Below are 22,812 nucleotides of genomic sequence, written 5' to 3'. Positions count from 1 at the left end.
GCAAAACTAAAACCCATCGCTGAATCTACGTCCTACGTTCGTGCTGTCGCTTGCTTCAATTCACCACGATTGGCAAACCTGTCGTCGGGCACGCAGTGCCAGGACGGATGAATGACTGCTGGTCCACTCCCTGTCGCGGTGCGACGTGCGCGCCTTTTCTACATGCCAACAACGATGAAACCCCGCTAACGACACTCCCCCGGTTGGACCACTCCGACATAACGGGCTAGCGGCGCATGGCAAGGATTGGCGTTGGGAAGCTGCTTTCTTTGCTTACTTTCTTTGCAGCAGCAAAGAAAGTGAGTCCCGCCCCGGACAGGGGCAGAGCAAATAAACCAAAAACAATACAAGTTCCATAGAAGCCCAAGCGCATCAAACGGTGTAACCCAACCCCAACCCCACCCCAACCCCAACCCCACCCCCAAGCGCCAGCGACAATGCCCCGCCTAGCAACACTCCACGTCCCACCGTGTACCTGATTGCAACACCTGCTCCGGCCGTCGGCGACCAAAGGCCTCCGCCCAGCGGGCTTCCCCGCCAATGGCATACGACTTGCCTTGAGCGTTAGCGCAGACAACCCCACTGCGACAACTAGACGAAGACGTTCACAGGAGACAGGGATGAAGACGAGTTCAATGCCCGCGCTGAAGGTGCTTGCAGCAAGCATGACGATAACGCTCGCGGCCGCATCCGCCATAAAAGCCATGGCCGCCGACGCCTACCCACCGGTAACCTACGAGCGCCTCACGAACGCGCAGCAGGACCCCGGCTGGCTGACCTACTACCGCACCTACAGCGGACAGTCGCACTCGCCGCTAAAGCAGATCGACACGTCGAACGTGAGCAAGCTCAAGCAAGTCTGGAGCTACAAGTTCCCGGCCGAACTCCAGCAAGGCTTCGAAGCGACGCCGCTCATCAACGGCCGCTATCTCTTCGTCACCACGCCCAAGGACAACGTCTACGCATTCGACGCCGCCACCGGCAAGCCGCTCTGGAAATACGAGCCGAAGCTCGGCGCCGAATCGTTCAAGACGGCCTGCTGCGATGTGATCAACCGGGGCGTCGCGCTCTACGGCAAGAACGTCTACGTCGCGATGCTGAGCGGCGACGTCGCCGCGCTCGATGCGCAAACCGGCGCGCTCGTCTGGAAGAAACAGATGTTCGAGCCGGGCCTCGGTTATGCGTTCTCGCTCGCGCCGCTCGCGCTCGATGGCCGGCTGATCGTCGGCAGCGCGGGCGGCGAGTATGGCGCGCGCGGCTTCATCGCGGCCCTGAATCCCGACGACGGCAACGTGCTCTGGAAGCGCTTCACCGTGCCCGCCGCGACTGAAAAATACGGCGACACCTGGCCCAAGGGCATGCAGGAACACGGCGGCGCGCCCGCGTGGCTGACGGGCACCTACGACGCCGCATCGAAGACGCTCTACTGGGGCGTCGGCAATCCGGGACCGTGGCTCGCGGACCTGCGTCCCGGCGACAATCTCTACTCCGACTCGCTGCTCGCGCTCGATCCGAAGAACGGCGACCTGAAGTGGCACTACCAATACACGCGCCACGACACCTGGGACTACGACGGCGTCAACACGCCAGTCCTCGCGAAGATCACCTACGAGAACAAGGACTACGACGCCATCATCCACGCGGATCGCAATGGCTACTTCCACGCGATCGACCGGAGCACCGGCAAGCTGATCTACGCGAAGCCGTTCGTCACGGCGACGTCCGTCACGGGCTACACGCCCGAAGGCGCGCCGATCCAGAACGATTCGAAGTATCCGAAAGTCGGGACGACCATCGAGACGTGTCCGAGCTTCCTCGGCGGCAAGAACTGGTGGTCGGTTTCCTACGATCCGGAGAAGCATCTCGCGTTCGTGCCTTCGCTGCATGCGTGCATGTCGCTGTCGGGCAAGTCGGTGAATTTCATGGAGGGGCTGCCCTATCTCGGCGAAGGCTTCGAGATCAAGCCGGAACCGGGCAGCAAGGGCTATGGCGAGTTGCAGGCCATCGACGTCAATACCGGCAAGAAGGTCTGGAGCCACTGGACCAAGCTGCCGTGGAACGGCGGCGTCGCGACGACCGCGGGCGGCCTCGCGTTCAGCGGCTCGCTCGACGGCCATCTCTACGCCTTCGACGAGACCAGCGGCAAGGTCCTCTGGCAAAGCCCGAAGCTCGCGAGCGGGATCATCGCGCAACCGTCTGTGTTCGAGGTCGACGGCCAGGAATATGTCGCGATCCTCACCGGCTACGGCGGCGCCAATCCGATCTGGGGCGGCCCGATGGCGAAAGCCGCCGAAAAGATCGCGCGCGGCGGCACGCTCTACGTGTTCGCGCTCCAGCACGGCTGATTGCGCCATCGCCATGTCCGCGCGTTCGTTCGCGCGGCATGGCGCGTACCTCAGCACCGAATCCCTCAGGAAGGACTCTCCATGAAGAACCATTCGAAACAACTGGCCGGCGCCGTCGTGGCCGCCGCTGTCGTGCTGGCGCCCGCCTTGGCACAGGCAGGCGTGCGCGTCTGCACGTTTCCCGGCAGCCCGTCGACGGCACTCGACCAGACCGTCGCCCGTGAGGCGTTCAAGACCGCCGGCTTCGACGTGTCGTTCGTGCGGGAAGGCATCGGCGAAGGCGACGACGACGGCGTCTCGCTGAAGGAGCTCCACAAGGTGCTCGGCAAAGACTGCGATGTGATCGCGGGCTTCCCGCGTTCGAGCGTCGCCGATGGCTCGGACAGCAAGCTGCTCTTCTCAGCCGGCTATCTGCGCTCGGGGTATGTCAGTGTCGGATTGCGCGACGGGACCGCCCGGGCAAGCGCACCGGACGTCGTCGCGGCGACCTACGCGAGCCCTGCGCAACTGATCGCCGTGCAGCAGCGCGACGTCGAACTCGATCTGGAGAATACGGCCGAATCCACCGTCGACGCCGTCGCGAACGGACATGCGCGGCGTGCGATCGTCTGGTATCCGGCGGTGGTGGCATATCGCGGCAAGCACCCGCAACAGCAGTTCGCCGTGACGCCGGCGAGCTCCGCGTATGCGGACTGGTCGCTCGTCTTCGCGTTCGGGCCGAACTCGGCGGCGATGCTGAAGCGCGTCGACCGGGCACTCGCTTCGATGAGCGCCGATGGCAGGCTCGCGGCGCTGACGAAAGACTGGGCGCTTCCCGCCGACGTCAAGCTCACGCGGACGAAGCCTGCTTTGAAGCCTGCCTATCTTGACGGTCCTGCGGTGCGTGTCGCCGATGCGGGCCACTTCATCAAGGTCGACGTGAGCGCCGCCACCGACGATCCCGCGTTCAATCAGGCGCAGGTCGCGCACGGCAAGACGCTGTACGCGAGTTCATGCGCGAAGTGCCACGGCCCGGACCTCAACGGGATCACCGCCCCCGCGCTGCGCGGTCCCGCCTTCGCGCCGACGACGAAGGCGCACCTGACGATCGGCGCGGTGTTCAACTATATGACGACGAACATGCCGGCGGACCGGCCCGGCAAGATGCGGGATCAGGACTACGCCGACATCATGGCGTTCCTGCTGCGTTCCAACGGCTATGGCGTGAGCACGACGAAGCTCACCGCGGATGTTGCTCGGGCATCGACGACGCCATTGGCCGCGCGCCCGGCGCAGTGAGGTGGGCGGGCACGCTGCGCGATGCAGCGTGCCCGCATTCGGGAAAGCCTAGCGGTTAGCGATATACATCGTGATTTCGAAGCCGAAGCGCAGGTCGGTGAAAGCCGGGGTGGTCCACGTCATGAGTATCTCCTTGGGTTTTGTGATGAACAGCAATCGACCGGCGAATTCCAGCGGTCGCGATGGATCATGCAAGCTTCGTGCCGTCGCAGGGTGTGTCGGCATCTGTCTCACGCGGGGCAGCGCGCTGCTTCAAAATGCAACAACGCTGCTCCGCGTCGCAACACCGGTGGAACAGTCCGCGTCACGCGTCGTCGTCGCCGGGAGTCCGGCCGACCGTCACTCGCCGATAGATCGTATTGCGCGAGATGCCGAGCGAGCGCGCCGCCGCCGATACATTGCCGCCATGACGCGCGAGCGCGGCGCTGATCGCGGCGGCCGTGAACGATTGAAGGTTGCTCGCATCAGAGGTGACGGGCGCGGACGCGACGCCTGTGCTGGCTGGCGTGGCCCGGTCGCGGCTGCGATCGATATCGTCGAAGAAATCGTCGGGCAGGTGTTCGATGCGGATCTCCCCGTCGGCATCGACCATCGCGGCCGCCGTGCGCAGCAGGTTGCCGAGTTGCCGGAAGTTGCCCGGCCAGCGGCATTGCTCGAACAAACGCATGACGTCGGGCGCAATCGACAGCGGCACGCCGTTGCCCGCGCCGCAGGATTCCTGTTGCAGCATCCGCTCGACGACGATGTTCAGGTCGGAGCGTTCGCGCAGCGGCGGCAGCTTCACGACGAGGCCGTTCAGCCGATAGTAGAGGTCCTCGCGAAAGCGGTTCTCGGCGATCATCTCGCGCAAGTCCCGGTGCGTCGCGCAGATGATCGCGACATCGACGGGAATCGATTTCGCCGAGCCGAGCGGATTCACGAGCCGTTCCTGCAGCACGCGCAACAGGCGCACTTGCAGCGGATAGGGCATGTCGCCGATCTCGTCGAGGAAGAGCGTGCCGCCATTCGCCTGCAGCAGCTTGCCCGTCGCGCCCTTGCGGCGGGCGCCGGTGAACGCGCCTTCCTCGTAGCCGAACAGTTCGGATTCGATCAGCGTCTCGGGAATCGAGGCGCAGTTCACGGCGACGAACGGCCCCGACGAACGCGGCGAATCGCCGTGGATCGCCTGTGCGAGCAGTTCCTTGCCGGTGCCGGTTTCGCCCGCGATCAGGATCGGGATGTCGCGATCGATCACCTTGCGGACTTTCGTAATCACCGCCGCGACGCGCGCATCGCCGGTGTCGAGGCGGGCAAGGCCGCCGCCTCTCGCGTGGCCCGCGCCCGTACGCGCCGGCGCCGGCTGACTTTGCGGCGCTTGCTGAGCCTTCACCGCCGCGTCCGACGCCACCGTCTCGCGCCGATACTCGACGTTCGCGCTCACGACGATGCCATCGGGCAGGCAAAGCGGAATCGGCTTGCCCGAGCCTTGCGTCATGCGGTCGATCAATTGCGAAACCGTGAGCCCGAACAGCGACGACAGCGTATGCGCGCGCAGCGCCGCAAGCGGCAGCCCGAGCTGAAACTGCGCGCTGCGATTGGCGGAGAGAAAACGCCCATCGCACGTGAAAGCGACCATGCCCTCCATCAGCGTGCCGAGAAACTCGGCGCGCCCGTGAAAGCGGATGCGCAACGTCTGGCCGAAGGTGCTTGCGAACAGATGGTTCTCGATCATCTGCACCGACATCTTCGCGAGCGCCATCGTGTGCTGGTGATAGCTGCGATGGTCGCCGGACACGTCGAGCACGCCGATCAGTTCGCCATACGGATCGAGGATCGGCACGCTGGAGCAGGTCAGGAAGCGGTTCGCCGCGAGATAGTGCTGCTCGCCGTGGATGACCATCGGGCTTTTCTCGGCGATCGCCGTGCCGATCGCGTTGGTGCCCTGCCGGTCCTCGGCCCAGTTGGCGCCCGGCCGTAGCGCGACCTTCTCGGCGCGGCGCAGGAAATCGTCGTCGCCGGTGGAGTGCAGCACGAGCCCCTGCGCGTCGGTCAGCACGATCATGCTCTGGGTATTGACGATCTGCTCCTGCAGCGTCGCCATCACCGGCAGCGCATGCACGCACAGCACGCGGTTCTGCTCCAGCTTCAGGTTCAGCTCGGCGACGGGCAGGACGTCGTAGTCGGGCGCGCCCGATGTCGTCAGCCCATAAGCCTCCGAACGCTGGTGTGAGGTGCAGATCGACTCGGCTACCCACAAGGCGGTCTCACCCGGCACGGCAACATGACGGCCGGCATCGTTGTGCATTTGTCTCCTCCAACCTCCGGATTTCGGTCTGGCGCCAAAATCATCTGGCTGCAATAAAAGCAAGTTGCAGGCCATTCGCTGCACCCGGCGAATCCACCGAATCCACCGCCGACAGCCCGGCGGCTAGAAAATGAACCCCGTATTGACGAACTTCGACTTGCGGTCCGTGACCATCGCATCGAGGAGCGCCTTGCTTTCGTCGGTCTGCTTGGCGGCCACCATCGAGCGGATCGAGAACGCCCGCAGCGCATCGGTGACCGACAGCGTGCCCTCCGCCGAGTCCTTGCGCCCGGCGAACGGGAACACGTCAGGCCCTCGCTGGCACTGGCAATTCAGGTTGACGCGGCACACCTGGTTGACGAGCGGATCGACCAGCGCGCCGATTTGCGCGGGGTCCGTCCCGAAGATGCTGACCTGCTGGCCGTGGTCCGATGTGATCACATATTGCAGCGCGGTTTCGACGTCGTCGAACGGCGTGACCGGGATGATCGGCCCGAATTGCTCCTCGCGATACAGCATCATGCCCTCCTGCACCGGATAAACCACCGCCGGGTAGAAGAGCGTCTGGCAGAACACGCCGCCGCCTTCGTTGACGACGCGCGCGCCTTTCGCCTTTGCGTCGTCGATGGCTGCGGTCATGTAGGCGGTTCGATGCAGCCCGGGCAGCGGCGTGATCGAGACGCCCTTTTCCCAGGGCATCCCGACCTTGAGCTTGCCGAGTTGCGCGGCGAAGCGTTCGAGGAACGTATCGACGATCGAGCGGTGCACCATCAGCATCTTGAGTGCCGTGCAGCGCTGGCCGTTGAACGACAACGCGCCGAGCAGGCACTCCTTCACGGCGAGGTCGATGTCCGCGTCGGGGAGGATGATGGCGGCGTTCTTCGCGTCGAGGCCGAGGATCGCGCGCAGCCGGTGCGACTTCGGGTGCTGCTTCTTCAGATGGTCCGCGACCTTGCTCGATCCGATCAGCGCAAGCACGTCGATCTTGCCCGACGCGAGCATGTGCGGCACGACCACCGCGCCCGGCGCGTAGATCGTGTTGATCACGCCTTTCGGAAACGCGTCGCGAAATGCGGCGAGCAGCGGATAGAACAGCAGCGTGCCGTACTGCGGCGGCTTGAACACCACCGTGTTGCCCATCAGGAGCGCGGGGATCAGCGTCGCGAAGGTCTCGTTCAGCGGATAGTTGTACGGCCCCATGCACAGCACGACGCCGAGCGGCGCGCGCCGGATCTGGCCAATCGTGCCCTCCGCGATCGTGAAGCGCGAGTTGCTGTTGTCCTGTTCCTTCAGCGCCTCGATCGTGTCCTGCATGTAGCTGACGGTGCGGTCGAACTCCTTCTGCGAATCGGCGAGGCTCTTGCCGATCTCCCACATGATCAGATTCACGATCTGGTGGCGCTCGGCCACCATGCGCCGGATGAAGTCCTGCATGCACGCGATGCGCTGCCCGACCGTCATCGTCGGCCACGCGCCGCGGCCGTGGTCGTAGGCGCGCACGGCGGCGTCGAGCGCGGCGTCGCTTTCCGTTTCGCCCATCACCGGATAGCTGCCGATCGCGACTTGTTCGGCTTCGCCCGAAGCCTGCCGCACGCACACCGGCGACAACACGGTCTTGCATGCGCCATCCCACGGCACGAGCTCGCCGTCGACGAGCGATACGCGTTGATGAATCGGCGCGGGCAGGCGCGCGTCCTCGGGAATGTCGGCGTCGGTGGGAAACAGTTGCTGCAAGCTTTCAAAGTCGATCGTCGGCATGGGTTCTCCTTCAGTCGTGAAGCATTGCGCTCGGGGCAGTGTAGCTCGCGGATATTGAGCGTAGCGATCGGGGTTGGCAAGCGCGCGGCCGCCAAGTGTCGTGAAGCGGCCGACAGGTGGCGGAGACTGTTGGCCGGGACACGTCACATCGCATTCCGCGTTTACTGAAGCTTGCGAGAAATTACCCGCATAATCAATCACTTACGATAATACATAAAATTGGCACGCCACGTGCAATGTCTGCTGTGAACCGGCGTTGCTTTTGCGTTGAGCAGAATTGAACAGCATCAACCGGCTTCGAATGAATCGGGCGCCAATCGGCACCCGGTACGAATCCCGGAGTTCAACATGCTGCTCGCCCGACTGATCCGCTACTCCCTGCTGGTGTCGCTCGCGGCCGCGATGATTGCTCCCGCCACCGGCAGCGCCGCAGTGCCGGGCAGCCTCGCGCAAGCGCACCACGACAACGCCGCCACGGTGCTGCGCGACACGGATTCGCAGCCCGCCGCGCCGAGCGCGCTGGAAGCCGGCATCAAGCGCCTGAACGGCGCCACCTGGTGGGAAGCGAACCGCAAGATCCGCCCGGAACTCGCGCAGGTCGGCGACCTGATGTTTCTCCTGCCGCTCGCCGATGCGAAGCTCCAGCCGTCGTCGGATGCCATCGGCCGCGTGCAGCGTCTGCGCGACGCGCTGCGCACCCACCTGACGCAGCAGCCCGCCGGATGGAGCCGCCTCGTCGCGCAGGTGCGCGAACAACGCGTGAAGGCCGGCGACGCAGCGGCGGTCCTGCTCGCGAATTCGCTGGTCAACGAAATCCGCTATCGCGACGGCACCGACGGCAGCTACTACGCGCCGGTGCGTTTCTTCGTGGAAAGCGGGGTGTGCAAGGATTTCGCCGTCGCCAAGTACCTGCTGCTGCGCGATGCGGGCTTCGAGATTGCGCGTCTGCGGCTCGTGTCGCTCGCGCCGCGCTACAACAACACGCCGGACGACTGGCACGTGATCCTCGTCGTGCAGGTCGACGCGCATAGCGAGCCGCTCGCGCTCGATTCGCCGACGGCACTGGCCGCAAAGCGCGCCGCCGATCCGTCCGCCGACTCGGCGGCGGTCGTTGCCGCCGGACCCTCGGCGCTGCTCAGTGCGATTCTCGCCGGCCGCAAGCCCGCCGATGCGGTGCTGCGGGCGCCGTCGGGGCCGCAGCTCGCGACGCTTGGTCGTTCGGGTCAGGCGGAGCGTCCGCTTGCCACGGTGTTCAACGAGCAAGGCAGCCGGTCGTTCGAGCGCGATGCGCCGGGAGCGGTGCGGCGGGCGGCGGGCTCGGCGCGCAACGCAGGCGCGATGTATGTGGATGAGATGGGCCAGCCGTGGCGCGTGAATAGCGCGGGGACGTTTCCGAAGTGGCGCGTCGCGCTCGACGATAGCCCGGCGCCTGCTGCAGCGCTTCTGCGGGTTGCGGCGCGCTAACGGGATTGCTGATAGAAAGGGCGCTCCATCTGCGCAATGCCGGTGCCGACATCATGCGCTTCGCTGCGTATTGCAAGTCGCTGAGCGGATCGCCAAACGAAGCTGGAGCGGATCGCTCCAGGCTGTCGATAGTTGACGCGCCGCCACCACCCCTCAAACCACCCGCCGAATCTCCGCCACGCCGAACGCCGCCAGCGCGAATCCCACCACCCGGTCGATCAGCCGCCGCACGCGCTCGCCAAGCGCATGGCGCGCGCCCGACACCATCGCGACGAGCAGGCACCACCACGCGATCGACCCGCAGAACACGCCGACCACGGTCGTCAACGCGACGCTGGACGAGAAGGGTCCGCGCGGCGCGAGTGTCGCGAAGAGCGCCGCGAACATGATGATCGTCTGCGGATTGGTCAGCGTGAGCAGCAGCGAACTCGCGAATGCGCGGGCCGCGCCGGCGGACGCGCCGTTCATCGTGGCGGCATCGGTGGCGGGCTTCTGCATCAGCGTGCGGATGCCGAGATACAGCAGAAACAGTCCCGCCACGAGATGCAGCGGCCGGTCGTAGGCAAGCATGAACTGCGACACGCTGACCATCCCCAGCGCGGCGACAAGGCCGTAAATCGCGTCGCCGCTCGCAATGCCGAAGCCGATCGCGAGACCCGCGCGCGGCCCGTCGGACAGCGTGCGCCGGATGCAAAGCATCCCCATCGGACCGACGGGCGCGGCAACCGCGAGCCCGACGCCCGCAGCGGTGAAGAAGAGACCGGCTCCCGGCATGAAGGCTCCAGATTTGAGAGTTGAATCGTCAGCGCAATGCAGAACGAAGGCTTTCCCAAGCCGAAAAGGACTGGCCGTCGCCGGCGCTTACTCCTCGCCCGGATCGACGCTGATGCCGAGTTCCCGCGCCATCCGCTCGACCAGCGCTTCGAGCCGGTCCACCTTCGCCGACAGTTGCTTCTGTCCGGCCTTCAGCGCATCGATCTCGGCGAACGGCGTGGCGTCGTCGCTGACGGCGCGCTCGCGCATCTGCTCGACGTCGACTTCGCCGCACAGCAAATGCACCCAGCGGCTTTCGCGCTCGCCCGGCACGCGCGGCAGCTTCACCACATATGGCGGATCGCGCTCGGCGAGTTCGTCGAGGAAGCTCTCGACCGACGAGACATCGGCGAAACCGTGCAGGCGCGTCGTGGCCGTGCGCAGTTCGGCGGCCGTCTGCGGGCCGCGCAGCAGGAGCGCCGTGAGCAACGCGACCGCCTGGCTCGGGACGCCGAGCACGCGGCCCGCGTTGTGCTCGAAGCGCGGCACGCGGCTGCTGCTGCCTTCGAACACGAGGCTCAGGCGCTTGAGGCCGTCGATGGCGTCGATCACATCCGACTCGGTCACGTTCATCACCGGCGAGCGCGCGGTCTTCTGGTTGCAGCCGGCGGTGAGCGCATTGAGCGACAGCGGATAGGTATCGGGGACGGTCAGTTGCTTCTCGACCAGCACGCCCACGACGCGCCCTTCGAGCGGCGTCAACGGGCGGATCGCGCGGGGTGAAAAAGTGTCGGCGGTGGAGTTCATGGTCGGTTCGCTACGGGCGGGTGCTTGAGGCTTGCATATGATAGCCGTCGTGGGTGGCGGAAGCGGCTGTGGAAACTACCGGTTTTCGCGGGTCGGACGGGCTGGTGTGGGCGCGCTGCTTCGCGAGAAGGACCGCGCGGCCGCTAGAACGACTGCCGGCGTCGGGGGACGCTCGACTCGCGAGATGGACCGCTTGGAGTCGGCTCAAAGCACCCGCGAAAGACTGCACGGCCCCCGCGGCACCGGGCTACTCATCACTGCCAGCCGCCGTCTTGCGCGGCCGACGCGCACGCGGCGCCGACTTGCGCGCCGCTTTGCGCGACGGCTTCCCGGGCTCTGCGGGCGGCGTGGCGTCCGCCGCCTCCGGCGGCGGCGCCTCATCGGCGGCTTCATCGTCGGCAAACAGCCATGCTGTCGATGCAGTGTCGTGCACGGTCGGCTCGGCGGACGCGGCAGCTTTTTTCGCGGCCGTCTTGCGTCCGCGACGCGCCGCCGGTTTCGATGCCTTCGCTGGTTCGCGAGGCTCGACCGCAAATGGCGCATCGTCCTGCGCTTCGGGCACCTCGACCGCCTCCGTTCCCAGCGCCTGCACGGCATCGAACCATTCCGCCGCCTGTGTCTCGTCTGATTCCACAAATTCGACGAAGGCCGGTGTTTGCCCGCGCCCGTGGCGGTCCTTCCGACGATTTCCGCCTTGCCCGGTGTGTGCCTCCGCGCCGGACTCCTGCACATCGGCTTGCGCTTCCGGCGTCACCGCCTCGCTTACAGCGGGCGCTTGTCTGCGCGTGTCGCGGCGGTCCTTCCGGCGATTTCCGCCGGGTTCGGCTTGTGGCGCCACGCCGGCCTCTCCCGCACCGTCTTCCGATTGCGATTGCGAAGTCACCGCCTCGGCAGCACTCGGCGTCTCCTCGCGCGCATCCCGATCTTCCCGACCATTTCCGCCGTGTTCTTCCGTTTCCGCATCGTCTTGCGACTGCGACGTCACCGCCTCGACAACACCTGGCGCCTGCCTGCGCCCATCGCGATCTTTCCGACGATTCCCGCCGTGCCCAGCTTCCAACACATCGCCTTGCGCTTCCAGACCCGCCGCTTCAACCCCAGCCACCGCCTGATTCCTCTCGCCCCGGCCCTTGCGCCGCTTCCCGCCCTGCTCCGCTTTCGCCCCGGCCCGTACCCCATCCGATTCAGCCTGCGGCCTCACCCCTTCCCCTCCGCCCTGCGAACTCGCCCGAAAAACAAACGCACCCGACTTCTCATCACGCCCGACCTCCAGCAACCCGCGCGCTTGCGCTTCGTCGAGCAAATTCCCGAACGCGCGGAACCCAAAGTACGACTCGCTGAAATCCGGCTTGCGCCGCTTGATCGCGCTCTTCAACACCGACGCCCAGATCTTGCCGCTCTCGCCGCGCTCGGACGAGAGCGCGTCGAAGGTCTCGACGGCGATCGCGATGGCCTGCGCCTTGCGCGCTTCCAGTTCGTGCTTCTGCTGGCGGTTTTCGTCGCCGGAGCGCTTCGACTTCGCGTTCGCTTCGTTCGCCTCACGCGCTTCCCGTTCCTCGCGCGCCTCGCGTTTGGCAATCGCCCGCTGCTGCTCGCGCACGAGGTCGTCGTAGAAGATGAACTCATCGCAGTTGGCGACCAGCAGATCGGACGTCGAATTCTTCACGCCCACGCCGATCACCTTCTTCGCGTTCTCGCGCAGCTTCGACACGAGCGGCGAGAAGTCCGAGTCGCCGCTGATGATGACGAACGTATCGACGTGCGATTTCGTGTAGCAGAGGTCGAGCGCATCGACGACGAGCCGGATATCCGCCGAGTTCTTCCCCGACTGGCGCACGTGCGGGATCTCGATCAGCTCGAAGCTCGCCTCATGCATGGCCGCCTTGAAGGTCTTGTAGCGATCCCAGTCGCAATATGCCTTCTTCACGACGATGCTGCCTTTCAGCAGCAGCCGTTCGAGCACCGGCTTGATGTCGAATTTCTCGTACTTCGCATCGCGCACGCCGAGCGCCACGTTTTCGAAGTCGCAAAACAGCGCCATGCTGACGCTTTCCTGAGATGAGGCCATAGGGTCTCCAGCCGTTTGCCGCGGGCCGTTTCCGTTTCCCTGCGAGGCGCGGCGCATATTGAAATTGCGCACATGATAGCCCCTCGCGTGCGCTCGGCCGTCGCGGCGAACGCGCGGGGCGCTTTCCGGCCGGGCGTCGATGACGTGTATCATCCCGTCCATCCAGCTTTTCCGCCTTGTCCCCTAACAGCGGCGGCCTTCGCGTGTTCAAGCCGCGCCAGGGCCGCGTGCCTGCCTCGCGCGAGGAACCGGGTCCAGACGAACCCCGCGGACAAACCCATTCGCTTTTCTCGACACCATGCCAGTCTCCGAACTCAAACGGCGCCGCACGTTCGCGGTCATTTCCCACCCCGACGCGGGCAAGACCACGCTCACCGAAAAGCTCCTGCTGTTCTCGGGCGCGATCCAGATCGCGGGCACCGTGAAGGGCAGAAAGAGCAGCCGCTACGCGACCTCCGACTGGATGGAAATCGAAAAACAGCGCGGCATTTCGGTTGCGAGTTCGGTGATGCAGTTCGAATACGGCGATTGCGTCATCAACCTGCTCGACACGCCGGGCCACGAGGACTTCTCGGAAGACACGTATCGCGTGCTGACGGCGGTCGATGCCGCCGTGATGGTGATCGACGGCGCGAACGGCGTCGAGGCGCAGACGCTCAAGCTGCTCGAAGTGTGCCGCGCGCGCCGCACGCCGATTCTCACGTTCGTCAACAAGCTAGACCGCGAAGTGCGCCAGCCGCTCGACCTGCTCGATGAAATCGAGCAGCACCTCGGCGTGGCCGCCGTGCCGTTTACCTGGCCGATCGGCATGGGCAAGGACTTCCAGGGCGTCTACGACATCCAGCACGACCAGGTGCGCCTGTTCCGCCCCGGGCAGGACAAGGCAGGCGGCGAAGTGGAAACGCTGCAGGCGCTTTCCGACGCAGAAGGCGAGCGCCGCTTCGGCCCGAGCTGGACGCGCGCCAAGGAAGAAATCGACCTGATCACGGGCGCGACGCACGCGCTCGATCGCGAAGCGTTCCTCGCCGGCCAGCAGTCGCCGGTGCTGTTCGGCTCGGCGATCAACAACTTCGGCGTCAAGGAAATTCTCGATGCGCTCGTCGATCTCGCGCCGCCGCCGTCGATGCGCATGACCGTGCAGCGTCCCGTGCTGCCCGAGGAGCCGAAGTTCACCGGCGTCGTCTTCAAGGTGCAGGCCAACATGGATCTGGCGCACCGCGACCGGGTCGCGTTCATTCGCGTGTGTTCCGGGCGTTTCGAGCGGGGCATGGCGCTGAAGGTCACGCGCTCGGCCAAGACGTTTCGCGCGAACAACGTCGTGACGTTCCTGTCGCAGCGGCGCGAGACGGTGAGCGAGGCGTATCCCGGCGACATCATCGGCATCCCGAACCACGGCACGCTGCGGCTCGGCGACACGCTGACCGAAGGCGAGGAACTGCAATTCACCGGCCTGCCGTTCTTCGCGCCGGAAATCTTCCAGACCGTCGAGGTCGTCGATCCGATGCGCGCGAAGCAACTCGGCGACGCGCTCCGCCAGTTCGGCGACGAAGGCGCGATCCAGGTGTTTCGTCCGGTGCTCGGCGGCTCGATCATCCTCGGCGCGGTCGGGCAGCTTCAGTTCGAGGTGGTGTCGCACCGGCTGTCGGCGGAATACAAGGTCGACGTGCGCATCATGCCCGCGCGCTACCGCATGTCGCGCTGGGTCACCTGCGACGACGCCGCCGAACTGCGCCGCTTCACCGATGCGTACGCGGCGCGCATCGCGCTCGATGCGTCGAATGCGCCGACCTATCTCGCGTCGCACGTTTCCGAGATCGAGGTCGCGCAGAAGGCGTGGCCGAAGATCGTCTTCAACGAACTGCGCGAGCATTCGGGCGCGCCGTTCCGCAAGTCGCTGTAAGGCGCCCTGGATTTTTCCCATCGATTCAACGAGGACCATTGTGAAGAGGCTGTTGACGTTATTGCTTGGCGCCGTGCTCGCCGTTTCCGCCATTTCCAACCTTTCCGTCGCCGAGGCGAAGGACTGGTCGACGATCCGCTTCGGCGTCGATGCGAGCTATCCGCCGTTCGAATCGAAAGCGGCCGACGGGACGCTCGTCGGCTTCGACATCGATGTCGGCAACGAACTCTGCCGGCGCCTGAACGCGAAATGCGTGTGGGTGGAAAACGCGTTCGACGGCATGATTCCCGGCCTCAAGGCGCGCAAGTTCGACGGCGTGCTCTCGACGATGTCGATGACGCCCGCGCGCGTCCAGCAGATCGCGTTCAGCAGCAAGCTCTTCCACGTGCCGACGCGCCTAGTCGCGAAGAAAGGCTCGAAGATCGAGCCGACGGCCGAATCGCTCGCGGGCAAGGCGGTGGGCGTCGAGCAGGGTTCGATGCAGGAGACGTTCGCCAAGGCGCACTGGGGATCGAAGGGCGTGCGCGTCGTCTCGTATGCCGACCAGGACCAGGTCTACGCCGATCTGCTGTCGGGCCGCATCGACGCGTCGCTGCAAAACGCCGTGCAGGCGGAACGTGGCTTTCTCGATACGCCGCGCGGCAAGCCGTATGGGTTCGCCGGACCGACGCTGGAAGACAGCGCGATCTTCGGCCCGGGCACGGCCATCGGCTTGCGCAAGGAAGACACCGACCTGAAGGAAAAGCTCGACGGCGCGATCGCCGCGATGATCAAGGACGGCACCTACAAGAAGATCGCCGACAAGTACTTCGACTTCGACGTGTACGGGAAATAACACGCTTTGGAAGCGGCGCCGCCCGCTTCCTACTTCAGGTGCAGCGATTCGACCAGCTCGGACACGCCGAGCCACAAAATCTGCACGCCGATGCAGAAAATGACGAACGCGAAGAGCCGCATCGCGACCTGCGTGCCGACGGTGCCGAGCAGACGTTCGAGGTGTCCCGAGAAGCGCACGCACACATAGATGCTCGCGCACAGAATGACGAGCGCGACGCCCACCCCGACCAGATGCACCGGCAGCAGTCCCCCGCGCGGCGAGCCGGTGCCAAGCGCGATCGCGACCGCGATGGCGCCCGGGCCGACCGTGATCGGCAAGGTCAGCGGATAGAACGACTTCGCCCGCAGCGACGCGCTGCGATTGGGCGTGGGAGCGGGCTCGGCGTCCTGGTCGTCGGGCGCTTGCAGCAGGTTCCAGCCGGCCATCGCGATGACGATGCCGCCCGCGGCCCGCAGCACCGGAATCGAAATCCCGAAGAACGACAGCACGTACGCGCCGATGGAGAGCGACGCGAGCAGGATCACGAAACTGTTGATCGCGATGCGCCGCGCGACTTCGCTGCGCTCGGCGTCGGTGGCGTGCGGGACCATGCCGAGCACGATCAGCGCGGTGGCCGGCGGGTTGATGATCGGCAGGAGTCCGGCGACGATCACGAGGACCGTCTTCGTGAATTCATTGAGCATTCGTCTTTTCCCCGCCAGGTTCGTCCGACGCGCGATGCCGCAAATGATAGGCGAAATGGGTTGGACTGCGCTTGCATCGGGCTTGAATGGTGATCGCATCGCGGCTTCACGCGGGCTCGGCCACGGTGCGATACTGAACCGATGGTCACCGTGACGTTGCGCTTCTACGAGGAACTGAACGACCGCCTGGCGCCCGCGCTGCGCCGGCGTGAATTCGAGCGCGCTTGTCCGCCCGGCGCGACGGCGCGGCAAGTGATCGAGGCGTTCGGCATCGGCCTCGATGAAATCGAACTCATCCTGGTCGACGGCGAATCGGCGGCGTTCGACCGCGTCCTGCGCGAAGGCGACCGCATCGCGGTCTATCCGGTCTTCGAAGCATTCGACGTCACGCCGCTCCTTTGCGTGCGCGAAGCGCCGCTGCGCGTGACCCGCTTCATAACTGGCGGGCACCTTGGCGCGCTGGCCCGCCTGCTGCGCATGGCGGGATTCGACACCTTGTGCGGTGCGCATCTGTCGTCGAGCGCCATCGCCGGCATTGCGGCACGCGAGCGGCGTATCGTGCTGGCGCGCGAGCGAGCGCTGCTCGCCCGCGCCGACATCACGCGCGGCTTCCTGCTACACAGCGAAACGGCAGTGCTGCAACTGCGCAAGATTGTCGAACGGCTCGACCTGAAGCGCAGCGTGCGGCCTTTCACGCGCTGCATTCATTGCAACGCGACCTTGCGCGGCATCGACGATCGATCATGCGTGCGTCAGCGCGTACCCGCATCCGTGTACGACCGCTACGAGCATTTCTCCATTTGCGACGATTGCGGACGCGTCTATTGGCCGGGCCGGCATTGGAACGCCATCGCCGCGTGCCTCGCCGATACCGAACTCGCCTGATCACCCTCAAGTTTCCGCCGCGCCTCCCGTTAACCCGCTCTGATGCCGTCCGTGGCTGGCACGCGTCGCTGCGCAAACGTTTGGAGGCGCACGTTCGCCCGCATGGCATCGTCGCTGCCGCGTCGTCGATCGATGCGGCATCCGGCGCGTTCGAACCCGGCTTCGCGCTCAACCCACCCGGCTCATTCATGGCACTGGCACTGGCTTTCGCACGGCGATTGAAGCTCCCCTTTCGCGCGGACATCGCGCTCGACGTCGGCACCGCCAACACGCGCATCCACGTTCGCGGCAAGGGACTCGTGCTCAACGAGGCATCGGTGATCTGCACCCGCCAGCCGCCGCCGACCGGAGGCGCCACGCGCGCGCCGCAATCCGTCGGCGCCGACGCGAAGCGGATGCTCGGCCGCCTGCCCGCGCATATCGAAGGCGTCCGGCCGATCAAGGGCGGCGTCATCGCGCACTTCGCCGAAACGCAGCGGATGATCCGCCAGTTCATCGGCATGGCGCGCGCCGCGCGCACCGTGCCGAGTTCGCCGCGCGTGACGGTGAGCATCGCGAGCGACGCGACGCATATCGAACGGCGCGCGATCCGGGAGGCGGTCGAGGCCGCCGGCGCGGCCCGCGTGACCCTGCTCGAAAAGCCGATCGCCGCCGCGCTGGGCGCCGGGTTGTCGGCGCGCGACACCGTCGGCGCGGTCGTCGTGGATATCGGCGCGGGCACGACCGAGGTTGGCGTGATCGCGCTCGGGAGCGTGGCGCACAAGGCGTCCGCGCGAGTCGGCGGCGATGCGTTCGACCACGCCATCATCGGCTACGTGCGGCGCAAGCACGGCGTGCTGATCGGCGAGCACACGGCGGAGCGGTTGAAGCAGGAGGTCGGATGCGCGGTGTGCGGCGGCCGGGAAACATCGCTCGACGTTACCGGACGCAGCCTTCTCGAAGGCGTTCCGCGCATGCTGCGGATTTCGAGCCACGAGATGGTCGAGGCCCTCACCGACCCGCTGAACCAGATCGTCACGCTGCTGAAGGGCGCGCTCGAAAGGACGCCGCCGGAGCTAGCCGCCGACATCGTCGGACGCGGGATCGTGCTGACCGGCGGCGGCGCGTTGCTGCACGGCATCGAGCGGCGTCTCGCGGAAGAAACCGGCTTGCGCGTGCTGGTCGCCGCCAATCCGATGACCTGCGTCGTGCGCGGCATCGGGATCGCGATGGAGACGCTCGGCGCGCACGCGTTCGAGTGAGGTCAGGGGGTGGGCACGCGCACGATCATCCGCTGCACCCGCTTGCCTGACGATTCGCTCACCTCCTCCTTGTCGAAGAGAACAGCCGCGCCACTCGGCAGTTCGTCGAGCACGATACGTTTGTCGAAAGCGGCATACAGCCGCCCCGATGGATCGCGCTGCGACGCCTGTTCCGTCACGCGCCAACTCAGATAAAGCGTGCCACCGGGACGCAGCAACCCGAGCAGGTTGCGCACCGCCGTGCCGATCGCCTCGGGGTCGAGATGCATGATCACCGTTTCGCACAGCACGTTCTCGTAGCGCCCCCGCTCGACGCCCTCGATGCCAGGCAGCATGACGTGCCCGAATTCGAGCGTCGGGTACGCCTGCCGCGCTTCGCGCAGCAGGCTGTCGGACGCATCGAAGCCCCGCGCGTCGTAGCCATTCGCCGCGAGCCACGCGACATCGCGGCCCGCGCCGCAGCCGATATCGACGGTCGGCCCGGGCCGGAAGTAGCGCGCAAGCAGCGCATACATGTCATCGGGCGCGGGCTGTTCGCGCCATTGCTTCGCGAAGCCGGGAGCATCGGCGTCATACGCCTGCAAGGTTTGCGCATCCATCTCGAAAATTCCTCTGAGTCATCGTCACGAACTGCCGCTCCGCAATGTAATCCGGGCATGCGCGCTCGTGACCATTTCGATAGCTTGCTAACGAATGTATCTCAAAATATAATGCGCGCCATGCAAAATACCGACGCATTGCGCCTCGCCGTCAGCAGCACGCTCGTGACCGCCGCACGCCAGTGGCGGCGCGCGAGCCACGGGCTGCTCGCCGCGTACAACGTCTCCGAGGCGTGCGCCGCGCCGCTCCTGATCGCGGGACGGCTCGGCGCGAGCGTGCGGCAAGGGACGCTGGCGGAACACGTGGGCATCGAGGGTCCGTCGCTCGTGCGGCTGCTCGACCAGTTGTGCGCGGCCGGCCTGATGCGCCGCGACGAAGACCCCGACGACCGCCGCGCCAAGACCATCTCGCTGACCGACGAAGGCCGTTCGATCACCGCGACCATCGAAAAGGAACTGACCGGCCTGCGCGCCGAGGTCCTCGAAGGCGTAAGCCGGGCCGATCTCGAAGCCACCTTGCGCGTGCTGAACCTGTTCAATGCGGCCAAGCGCGTCGCGACGCCGAAGCGCGCCGCCGCGCCGAGCCAGGCGCACCACGGCGCGAAGCGCCCGGACACCGCGCCATGACGCTCCCGCCCGCGCGCGACTGGCTGTTCTCGCTCAAGACGTTCACCGCGTCGATGCTGGCGCTCTACATCGCGCTCAGGCTCGAACTGCCGCGTCCCTACTGGGCGATGGCGACCGTGTATATCGTCTCGAACCCGTTCGTCGGCGCGACGCGCTCGAAAGCGCTCTATCGCGCGCTCGGCACGATGCTCGGCGCTTCGGCGGCGGTGCTGTTCGTGCCGCCGTTCGTGGAGTCGCCGTATCTCTTCAGCTTCGTCGTCGCGCTGTGGACCGGAACGCTCCTCTACCTCGCGATCTCGGACCGCACCGCGCGCGCCTACGTCTTCATGCTGGCGGGCTACACGCTGCCGCTGATCGCGCTGCCCGCCGTGACGAATCCCACCGGCATCTTCGATCTCGCCATCACGCGCACCGAGGAGATCCTGCTCGGCATCGTGTGCGCGAGCGTCGTGGGCGGCGCGGTGTTTCCGAACCGGCTCGCGCCGTCGCTCGTCGAGCGCACCGACGTCTGGTTTCGCGACGCCGCGTTCTACGTCAAGGAGACGCTGTCCGGGCGCATCGCGGGGCAGGCGATTTCCGCGAGCCGCCAGCGGCTCGCCGCGACCGTCAACCAGCTCGAATTCCTGCTGAGCCAGCTCGCCTACGACCACACGCGCCCCGACATCCTCGCGCGCGCCCACGCGATGCGTGGCCGGATGCAGTTGCTGCTGCCGATCGTGTCGGCGCTCGCCGATCCGCTGACCGCGCTGCTGGGCGGCGCGAACGCTCGGCCGGAGGGGCTTGCGGCGCTGCTCGCGGACGTCGTCAAATGGTTCGACGCCCCGCTCGACGCAAGCAATGCAAACGACGAGGCCGAGCGCGAAGCCGATATCCTGCGCGGACGCATCGCCGCGCTCGAACCGCAGACGGCGGAACTCGCCACCTGGGAAGGCGCGCTGCTGTCGAATGCGCTCTGGCGACTGCGGCAAGTGATCGACGTGTGGCAGGACTGCCGCGCGCTGCGCATGCTGATCGCGCGCGAAGCGGGCGTCTGGCGGCCGCGCTTCAGGCACTGGCGGCTCGGCGGTTCGGCGCGCTACTTCGACCGCGGCATGCTGGTGTTCTCGGCGGGCTCGGCGGTGGCGGCGATCTTCGTCGCGTCGAGCATCTGGATCAGCTCCGGCTGGCAGGACGGCGCCGCGGCGGTGTCGCTCGCGGCGGTGGCGTGCTGCTTCTTCGCCGCGCTCGACGAGCCCGCGCCGCAAGTGTTTGCGTTCTTCGTCTGGACCTGCGCGAGCGTGGTGCTGGCCGGGCTCTACCTGTTCGTGATCCTGCCGAACGTGCACGACTTCGCGATGCTCGTCGTGATGTTCTCCGTGCCGTTCCTGATCATCGGCACGCTGATCCCGCGCCCGCAGTTCAATCTCGCGACGATGCTCGTCGCCGTCAACACGGCCTCGTTCATCAGCATCCAGAGCGCCTACGAAGCCAACTTCCTGACCTTCATCAACAGCAATCTCGCGGGCCCGGCGGGCCTGCTGTTCGCATTCATCTGGACCCGCGTGACGCGTCCGTTCGGCGCCGAACTCGCGGCCGCGCGCCTGATGCGCTCGAGCTGGCAGGACGTGGTGCTGAGCACGTCACCGCCGCCGCACGGCGACCTGCGCGAACTCGCCGCGCGCATGCTCGACCGGCTGATGCAGCTGATCCCGCGCCTCGCCGCCACCGACGACAACCGCCATCCGTCGATCGAGGGCTTTCGCGACCTGCGCGTCGCGTTCAACGCGCTCGACCTGATGCGCGTGCGGCGTCGCGCGAGCGACGACATGAGCGCGTCGATCGACACCGTGCTCGATGGCGTGCGCGAGCATTTCAACCGCTGCGTCGCGCGGCGCGCGCGGCAGCCGGTGCCTGAGAGCCTGCGGGCCGCGATCGATGCGGCGCTCGCCCACGTCTCGACGGAAGCCAGCCAGGGCGCGCCCGCCGTCGGCCCATTGCCCGCGCGCCAGCTTCGCGAGGCGCAGCATGCGCTGGTCGGCATGCGCCTCTCGCTCTTTCCCCAACTGAGCGGCGTGTCCGGCCCCGCCCGCCCGGAGGCGACGGCATGACGCTTTTCCCCTCATCCCGCGCGAGGTCCGCCCGATGATCGGCGAAATCGATATTTTCGGCGTCTTCGTGCCGGCCGTGCTCGTGCTGATGCTGGTCGCCTACCTGCTCAATATCGTGATCCGCGCGGTGCTCACGCGGGTCGGGTTCTATCGGTTCGTCTGGCATCGCTCGATTTTCGATCTCGGCATCTACGTGCTGGTGCTCGGTGCTGTCGTCGTCCTTTCCCATCGGTTCATGACGTGAAAAAAACCTGGTTCTCCGTTGGACAGATCCTCCTTACGCTGATCGTCGTGGTGGTCGCGGGCTTCGTGTTGTGGCGCCTGATCGGCTACTACATGTTCGCGCCGTGGACGCGCGATGGGCACGTGCGCGCCGATGTCGTGCAGGTCGCGCCGGACGTCGGCGGGCTGATCGTGCAGGTCGAGGTGGTCGACAATCAGCGGGTCTTGCGCGGCCAGACGCTCTTCGTGATCGACCAGGCGCGCTATGCGCTCGCGCTGCGCCAGGCGCAGGCGACCGCGCAGCAGCGCCGTGCGACACTCGACCAGGCGCGCCGCGAGGACGTGCGCAACCGCAAGCTCGGCGACCTGGTCGCGCGCGAGGCGACCGAGGAAACGCGTGCTCGCGTGGAGCAGGCGGAAGCCGCGCTCGCGGACGCCGAAGTCGCGATCGATACCGCGCGCCTGAACCTGCAACGCACGACGATCGTGAGCCCCGTCGACGGCTATCTGAACGACCGCGCGCCGCGTACCGGCGAGTACGTGGCGGCGAGCCGGCCGGTGCTGTCGGTGGTGGACATGCACTCGTTTCGCGTCGACGGCTACTTCGAGGAGACGAAGCTGCGCGGCATCGATATCGGCCAGCCGGTGGACATCGAGGTCATGGGCGAACCGGGCGTGCTGCGCGGGCACGTGCAGAGCATCGTCGCGGGCATCGAGGACCGCGACCGCACGCAGGGCACGAACCTGCTGCCGAACGTGAACCCGGCGTTCAGCTGGGTGCGGCTCGCGCAGCGCATTCCGGTGCGCATCGCGCTCGACGAGGTGCCAGCGGACTTCCGGATGATCGCCGGGCGCACGGCGACGGTCTCGGTGCGGGGGCTCGGGCCTTCGCTGGGTTCGGGTGCTTCGGGTGCTTCGGGTGCTTCGGGTGCTTCGGGTGCTTCGGGCGCTTCGGGTGCTTCGGGTGCTTCGG

19 protein-coding genes are annotated in these 22,812 nt (G+C 66.4%); 11 read left to right on the top strand and 8 right to left on the bottom strand.

The features are described from left to right. The first annotated feature begins 620 nt into the window (after nt 1-620). Nucleotides 621-2,345 carry a methanol/ethanol family PQQ-dependent dehydrogenase gene (locus tag AWB68_RS33540; RefSeq protein ID WP_087648595.1) on the top strand — a complete coding sequence of 575 codons (1,725 nt, stop codon included), beginning with the start codon at nt 621-623 and terminating at the stop codon, nt 2,343-2,345. An 81-nt stretch (nt 2,346-2,426) separates the two neighbouring features. Then, nucleotides 2,427-3,623 carry a c-type cytochrome gene (locus tag AWB68_RS33535; protein WP_087648594.1) on the top strand — a complete coding sequence of 399 codons (1,197 nt, stop codon included), beginning with the start codon at nt 2,427-2,429 and terminating at the stop codon, nt 3,621-3,623. Nucleotides 3,624-3,671: 48 nt separating this feature from the next. Here the strand turns inward: AWB68_RS33535 and pqqA are convergent, their stop codons facing one another. The 3 genes from pqqA to AWB68_RS33520 all read right to left on the bottom strand — a co-directional run bounded on the left by pqqA (nt 3,672) and on the right by AWB68_RS33520 (nt 7,665). Continuing rightward, nucleotides 3,672-3,746, bottom strand: a complete 75-nt coding sequence (gene pqqA, locus AWB68_RS47145; protein WP_087630258.1) for a pyrroloquinoline quinone precursor peptide PqqA — start codon at nt 3,744-3,746, stop codon at nt 3,672-3,674. Nucleotides 3,747-3,927: 181 nt separating this feature from the next. Next, complete coding sequence (locus AWB68_RS33525) at nt 3,928-5,907, bottom strand: sigma-54-dependent Fis family transcriptional regulator (protein WP_087648592.1); 1,980 nt, start codon at nt 5,905-5,907, stop codon at nt 3,928-3,930. A gap of 123 nt (nt 5,908-6,030) precedes the next feature. Further along, nucleotides 6,031-7,665 carry an NADP-dependent glyceraldehyde-3-phosphate dehydrogenase gene (locus AWB68_RS33520; protein WP_087648591.1) on the bottom strand — a complete coding sequence of 545 codons (1,635 nt, stop codon included), beginning with the start codon at nt 7,663-7,665 and terminating at the stop codon, nt 6,031-6,033. A 348-nt stretch (nt 7,666-8,013) separates the two neighbouring features. Here AWB68_RS33520 and AWB68_RS33515 point away from each other — a divergent pair, with 348 nt between their 5' ends. Next, a complete protein-coding gene (locus tag AWB68_RS33515) occupies nt 8,014-9,129 on the top strand; it encodes a transglutaminase-like domain-containing protein (RefSeq protein WP_087648590.1) in 1,116 nt (371 codons plus the stop codon). 153 nt (nt 9,130-9,282) lie between these two features. Here AWB68_RS33515 and AWB68_RS33510 read toward each other — a convergent pair whose 3' ends face one another. From AWB68_RS33510 to AWB68_RS33500, 3 genes are all read right to left on the bottom strand, one after another. Then, nucleotides 9,283-9,903 carry a LysE family translocator gene (locus tag AWB68_RS33510; RefSeq protein ID WP_087648589.1) on the bottom strand — a complete coding sequence of 207 codons (621 nt, stop codon included), beginning with the start codon at nt 9,901-9,903 and terminating at the stop codon, nt 9,283-9,285. A gap of 87 nt (nt 9,904-9,990) precedes the next feature. Continuing rightward, nucleotides 9,991-10,689, bottom strand: coding sequence for a YceH family protein (locus tag AWB68_RS33505; protein WP_087648588.1), 699 nt, complete (start codon nt 10,687-10,689; stop codon nt 9,991-9,993). A gap of 247 nt (nt 10,690-10,936) precedes the next feature. Further along, nucleotides 10,937-12,757, bottom strand: a complete 1,821-nt coding sequence (locus AWB68_RS33500) for an NYN domain-containing protein (RefSeq protein WP_087648587.1) — start codon at nt 12,755-12,757, stop codon at nt 10,937-10,939. 298 nt (nt 12,758-13,055) lie between these two features. Between AWB68_RS33500 and AWB68_RS33495 the strand changes: the two genes are divergently transcribed. Further along, nucleotides 13,056-14,657: a peptide chain release factor 3 gene (locus AWB68_RS33495; RefSeq protein WP_087648586.1), complete on the top strand. Its 1,602-nt coding sequence runs from the start codon at nt 13,056-13,058 to the stop codon at nt 14,655-14,657. Between the two features lie 40 nt (nt 14,658-14,697). Further along, the gene (locus tag AWB68_RS33490; RefSeq protein WP_087648585.1) at nt 14,698-15,492 is read left to right on the top strand and encodes an ABC transporter substrate-binding protein; all 795 of its coding nucleotides are present in this window, start codon (nt 14,698-14,700) and stop codon (nt 15,490-15,492) included. 29 nt (nt 15,493-15,521) lie between these two features. Here AWB68_RS33490 and AWB68_RS33485 read toward each other — a convergent pair whose 3' ends face one another. After that, nucleotides 15,522-16,178 carry a MarC family protein gene (locus tag AWB68_RS33485; protein ID WP_087648584.1) on the bottom strand — a complete coding sequence of 219 codons (657 nt, stop codon included), beginning with the start codon at nt 16,176-16,178 and terminating at the stop codon, nt 15,522-15,524. A gap of 141 nt (nt 16,179-16,319) precedes the next feature. On the opposite strand from AWB68_RS33485, the gene AWB68_RS33480 reads away from it, so the two are divergent. Both AWB68_RS33480 and AWB68_RS33475 read left to right on the top strand, forming a co-directional pair. After that, entirely contained in the window at nt 16,320-17,063 is a 744-nt protein-coding gene (locus AWB68_RS33480) for a Mut7-C RNAse domain-containing protein (RefSeq protein WP_087648583.1), read from the top strand. A 188-nt stretch (nt 17,064-17,251) separates the two neighbouring features. After that, entirely contained in the window at nt 17,252-18,304 is a 1,053-nt protein-coding gene (locus AWB68_RS33475) for a rod shape-determining protein (RefSeq protein WP_087648598.1), read from the top strand. A gap of 2 nt (nt 18,305-18,306) precedes the next feature. On the opposite strand, the gene AWB68_RS33470 is transcribed toward AWB68_RS33475, so the two are convergent. Next, nucleotides 18,307-18,903 carry a class I SAM-dependent methyltransferase gene (locus AWB68_RS33470; RefSeq protein ID WP_087648582.1) on the bottom strand — a complete coding sequence of 199 codons (597 nt, stop codon included), beginning with the start codon at nt 18,901-18,903 and terminating at the stop codon, nt 18,307-18,309. A 120-nt stretch (nt 18,904-19,023) separates the two neighbouring features. Between AWB68_RS33470 and AWB68_RS33465 the strand changes: the two genes are divergently transcribed. The 4 genes from AWB68_RS33465 to AWB68_RS33450 form a co-directional block, all read left to right on the top strand. After that, a complete protein-coding gene (locus AWB68_RS33465) occupies nt 19,024-19,530 on the top strand; it encodes a MarR family winged helix-turn-helix transcriptional regulator (protein ID WP_087648597.1) in 507 nt (168 codons plus the stop codon). Next, entirely contained in the window at nt 19,527-21,617 is a 2,091-nt protein-coding gene (locus AWB68_RS33460; protein ID WP_087648581.1) for an FUSC family protein, read from the top strand. The genes AWB68_RS33465 and AWB68_RS33460 overlap by 4 nt, the downstream gene beginning before the upstream one ends. 34 nt (nt 21,618-21,651) lie before the next feature. After that, entirely contained in the window at nt 21,652-21,861 is a 210-nt protein-coding gene (locus AWB68_RS33455) for a DUF1656 domain-containing protein (RefSeq protein ID WP_087648580.1), read from the top strand. Next, nucleotides 21,858-22,812: efflux RND transporter periplasmic adaptor subunit (locus AWB68_RS33450; protein WP_143281990.1), on the top strand; the 955-nt coding region annotated here is incomplete at its 3' end. The genes AWB68_RS33455 and AWB68_RS33450, both read left to right, overlap by 4 nt.

Source organism: Caballeronia choica (genome assembly GCF_001544535.1).
Lineage (GTDB): Bacteria > Pseudomonadota > Gammaproteobacteria > Burkholderiales > Burkholderiaceae > Caballeronia > Caballeronia choica.
The sequence above is the reverse complement of the archived record's forward strand: the minus strand, read 5'-3'. Positions and strand labels throughout refer to the sequence as shown.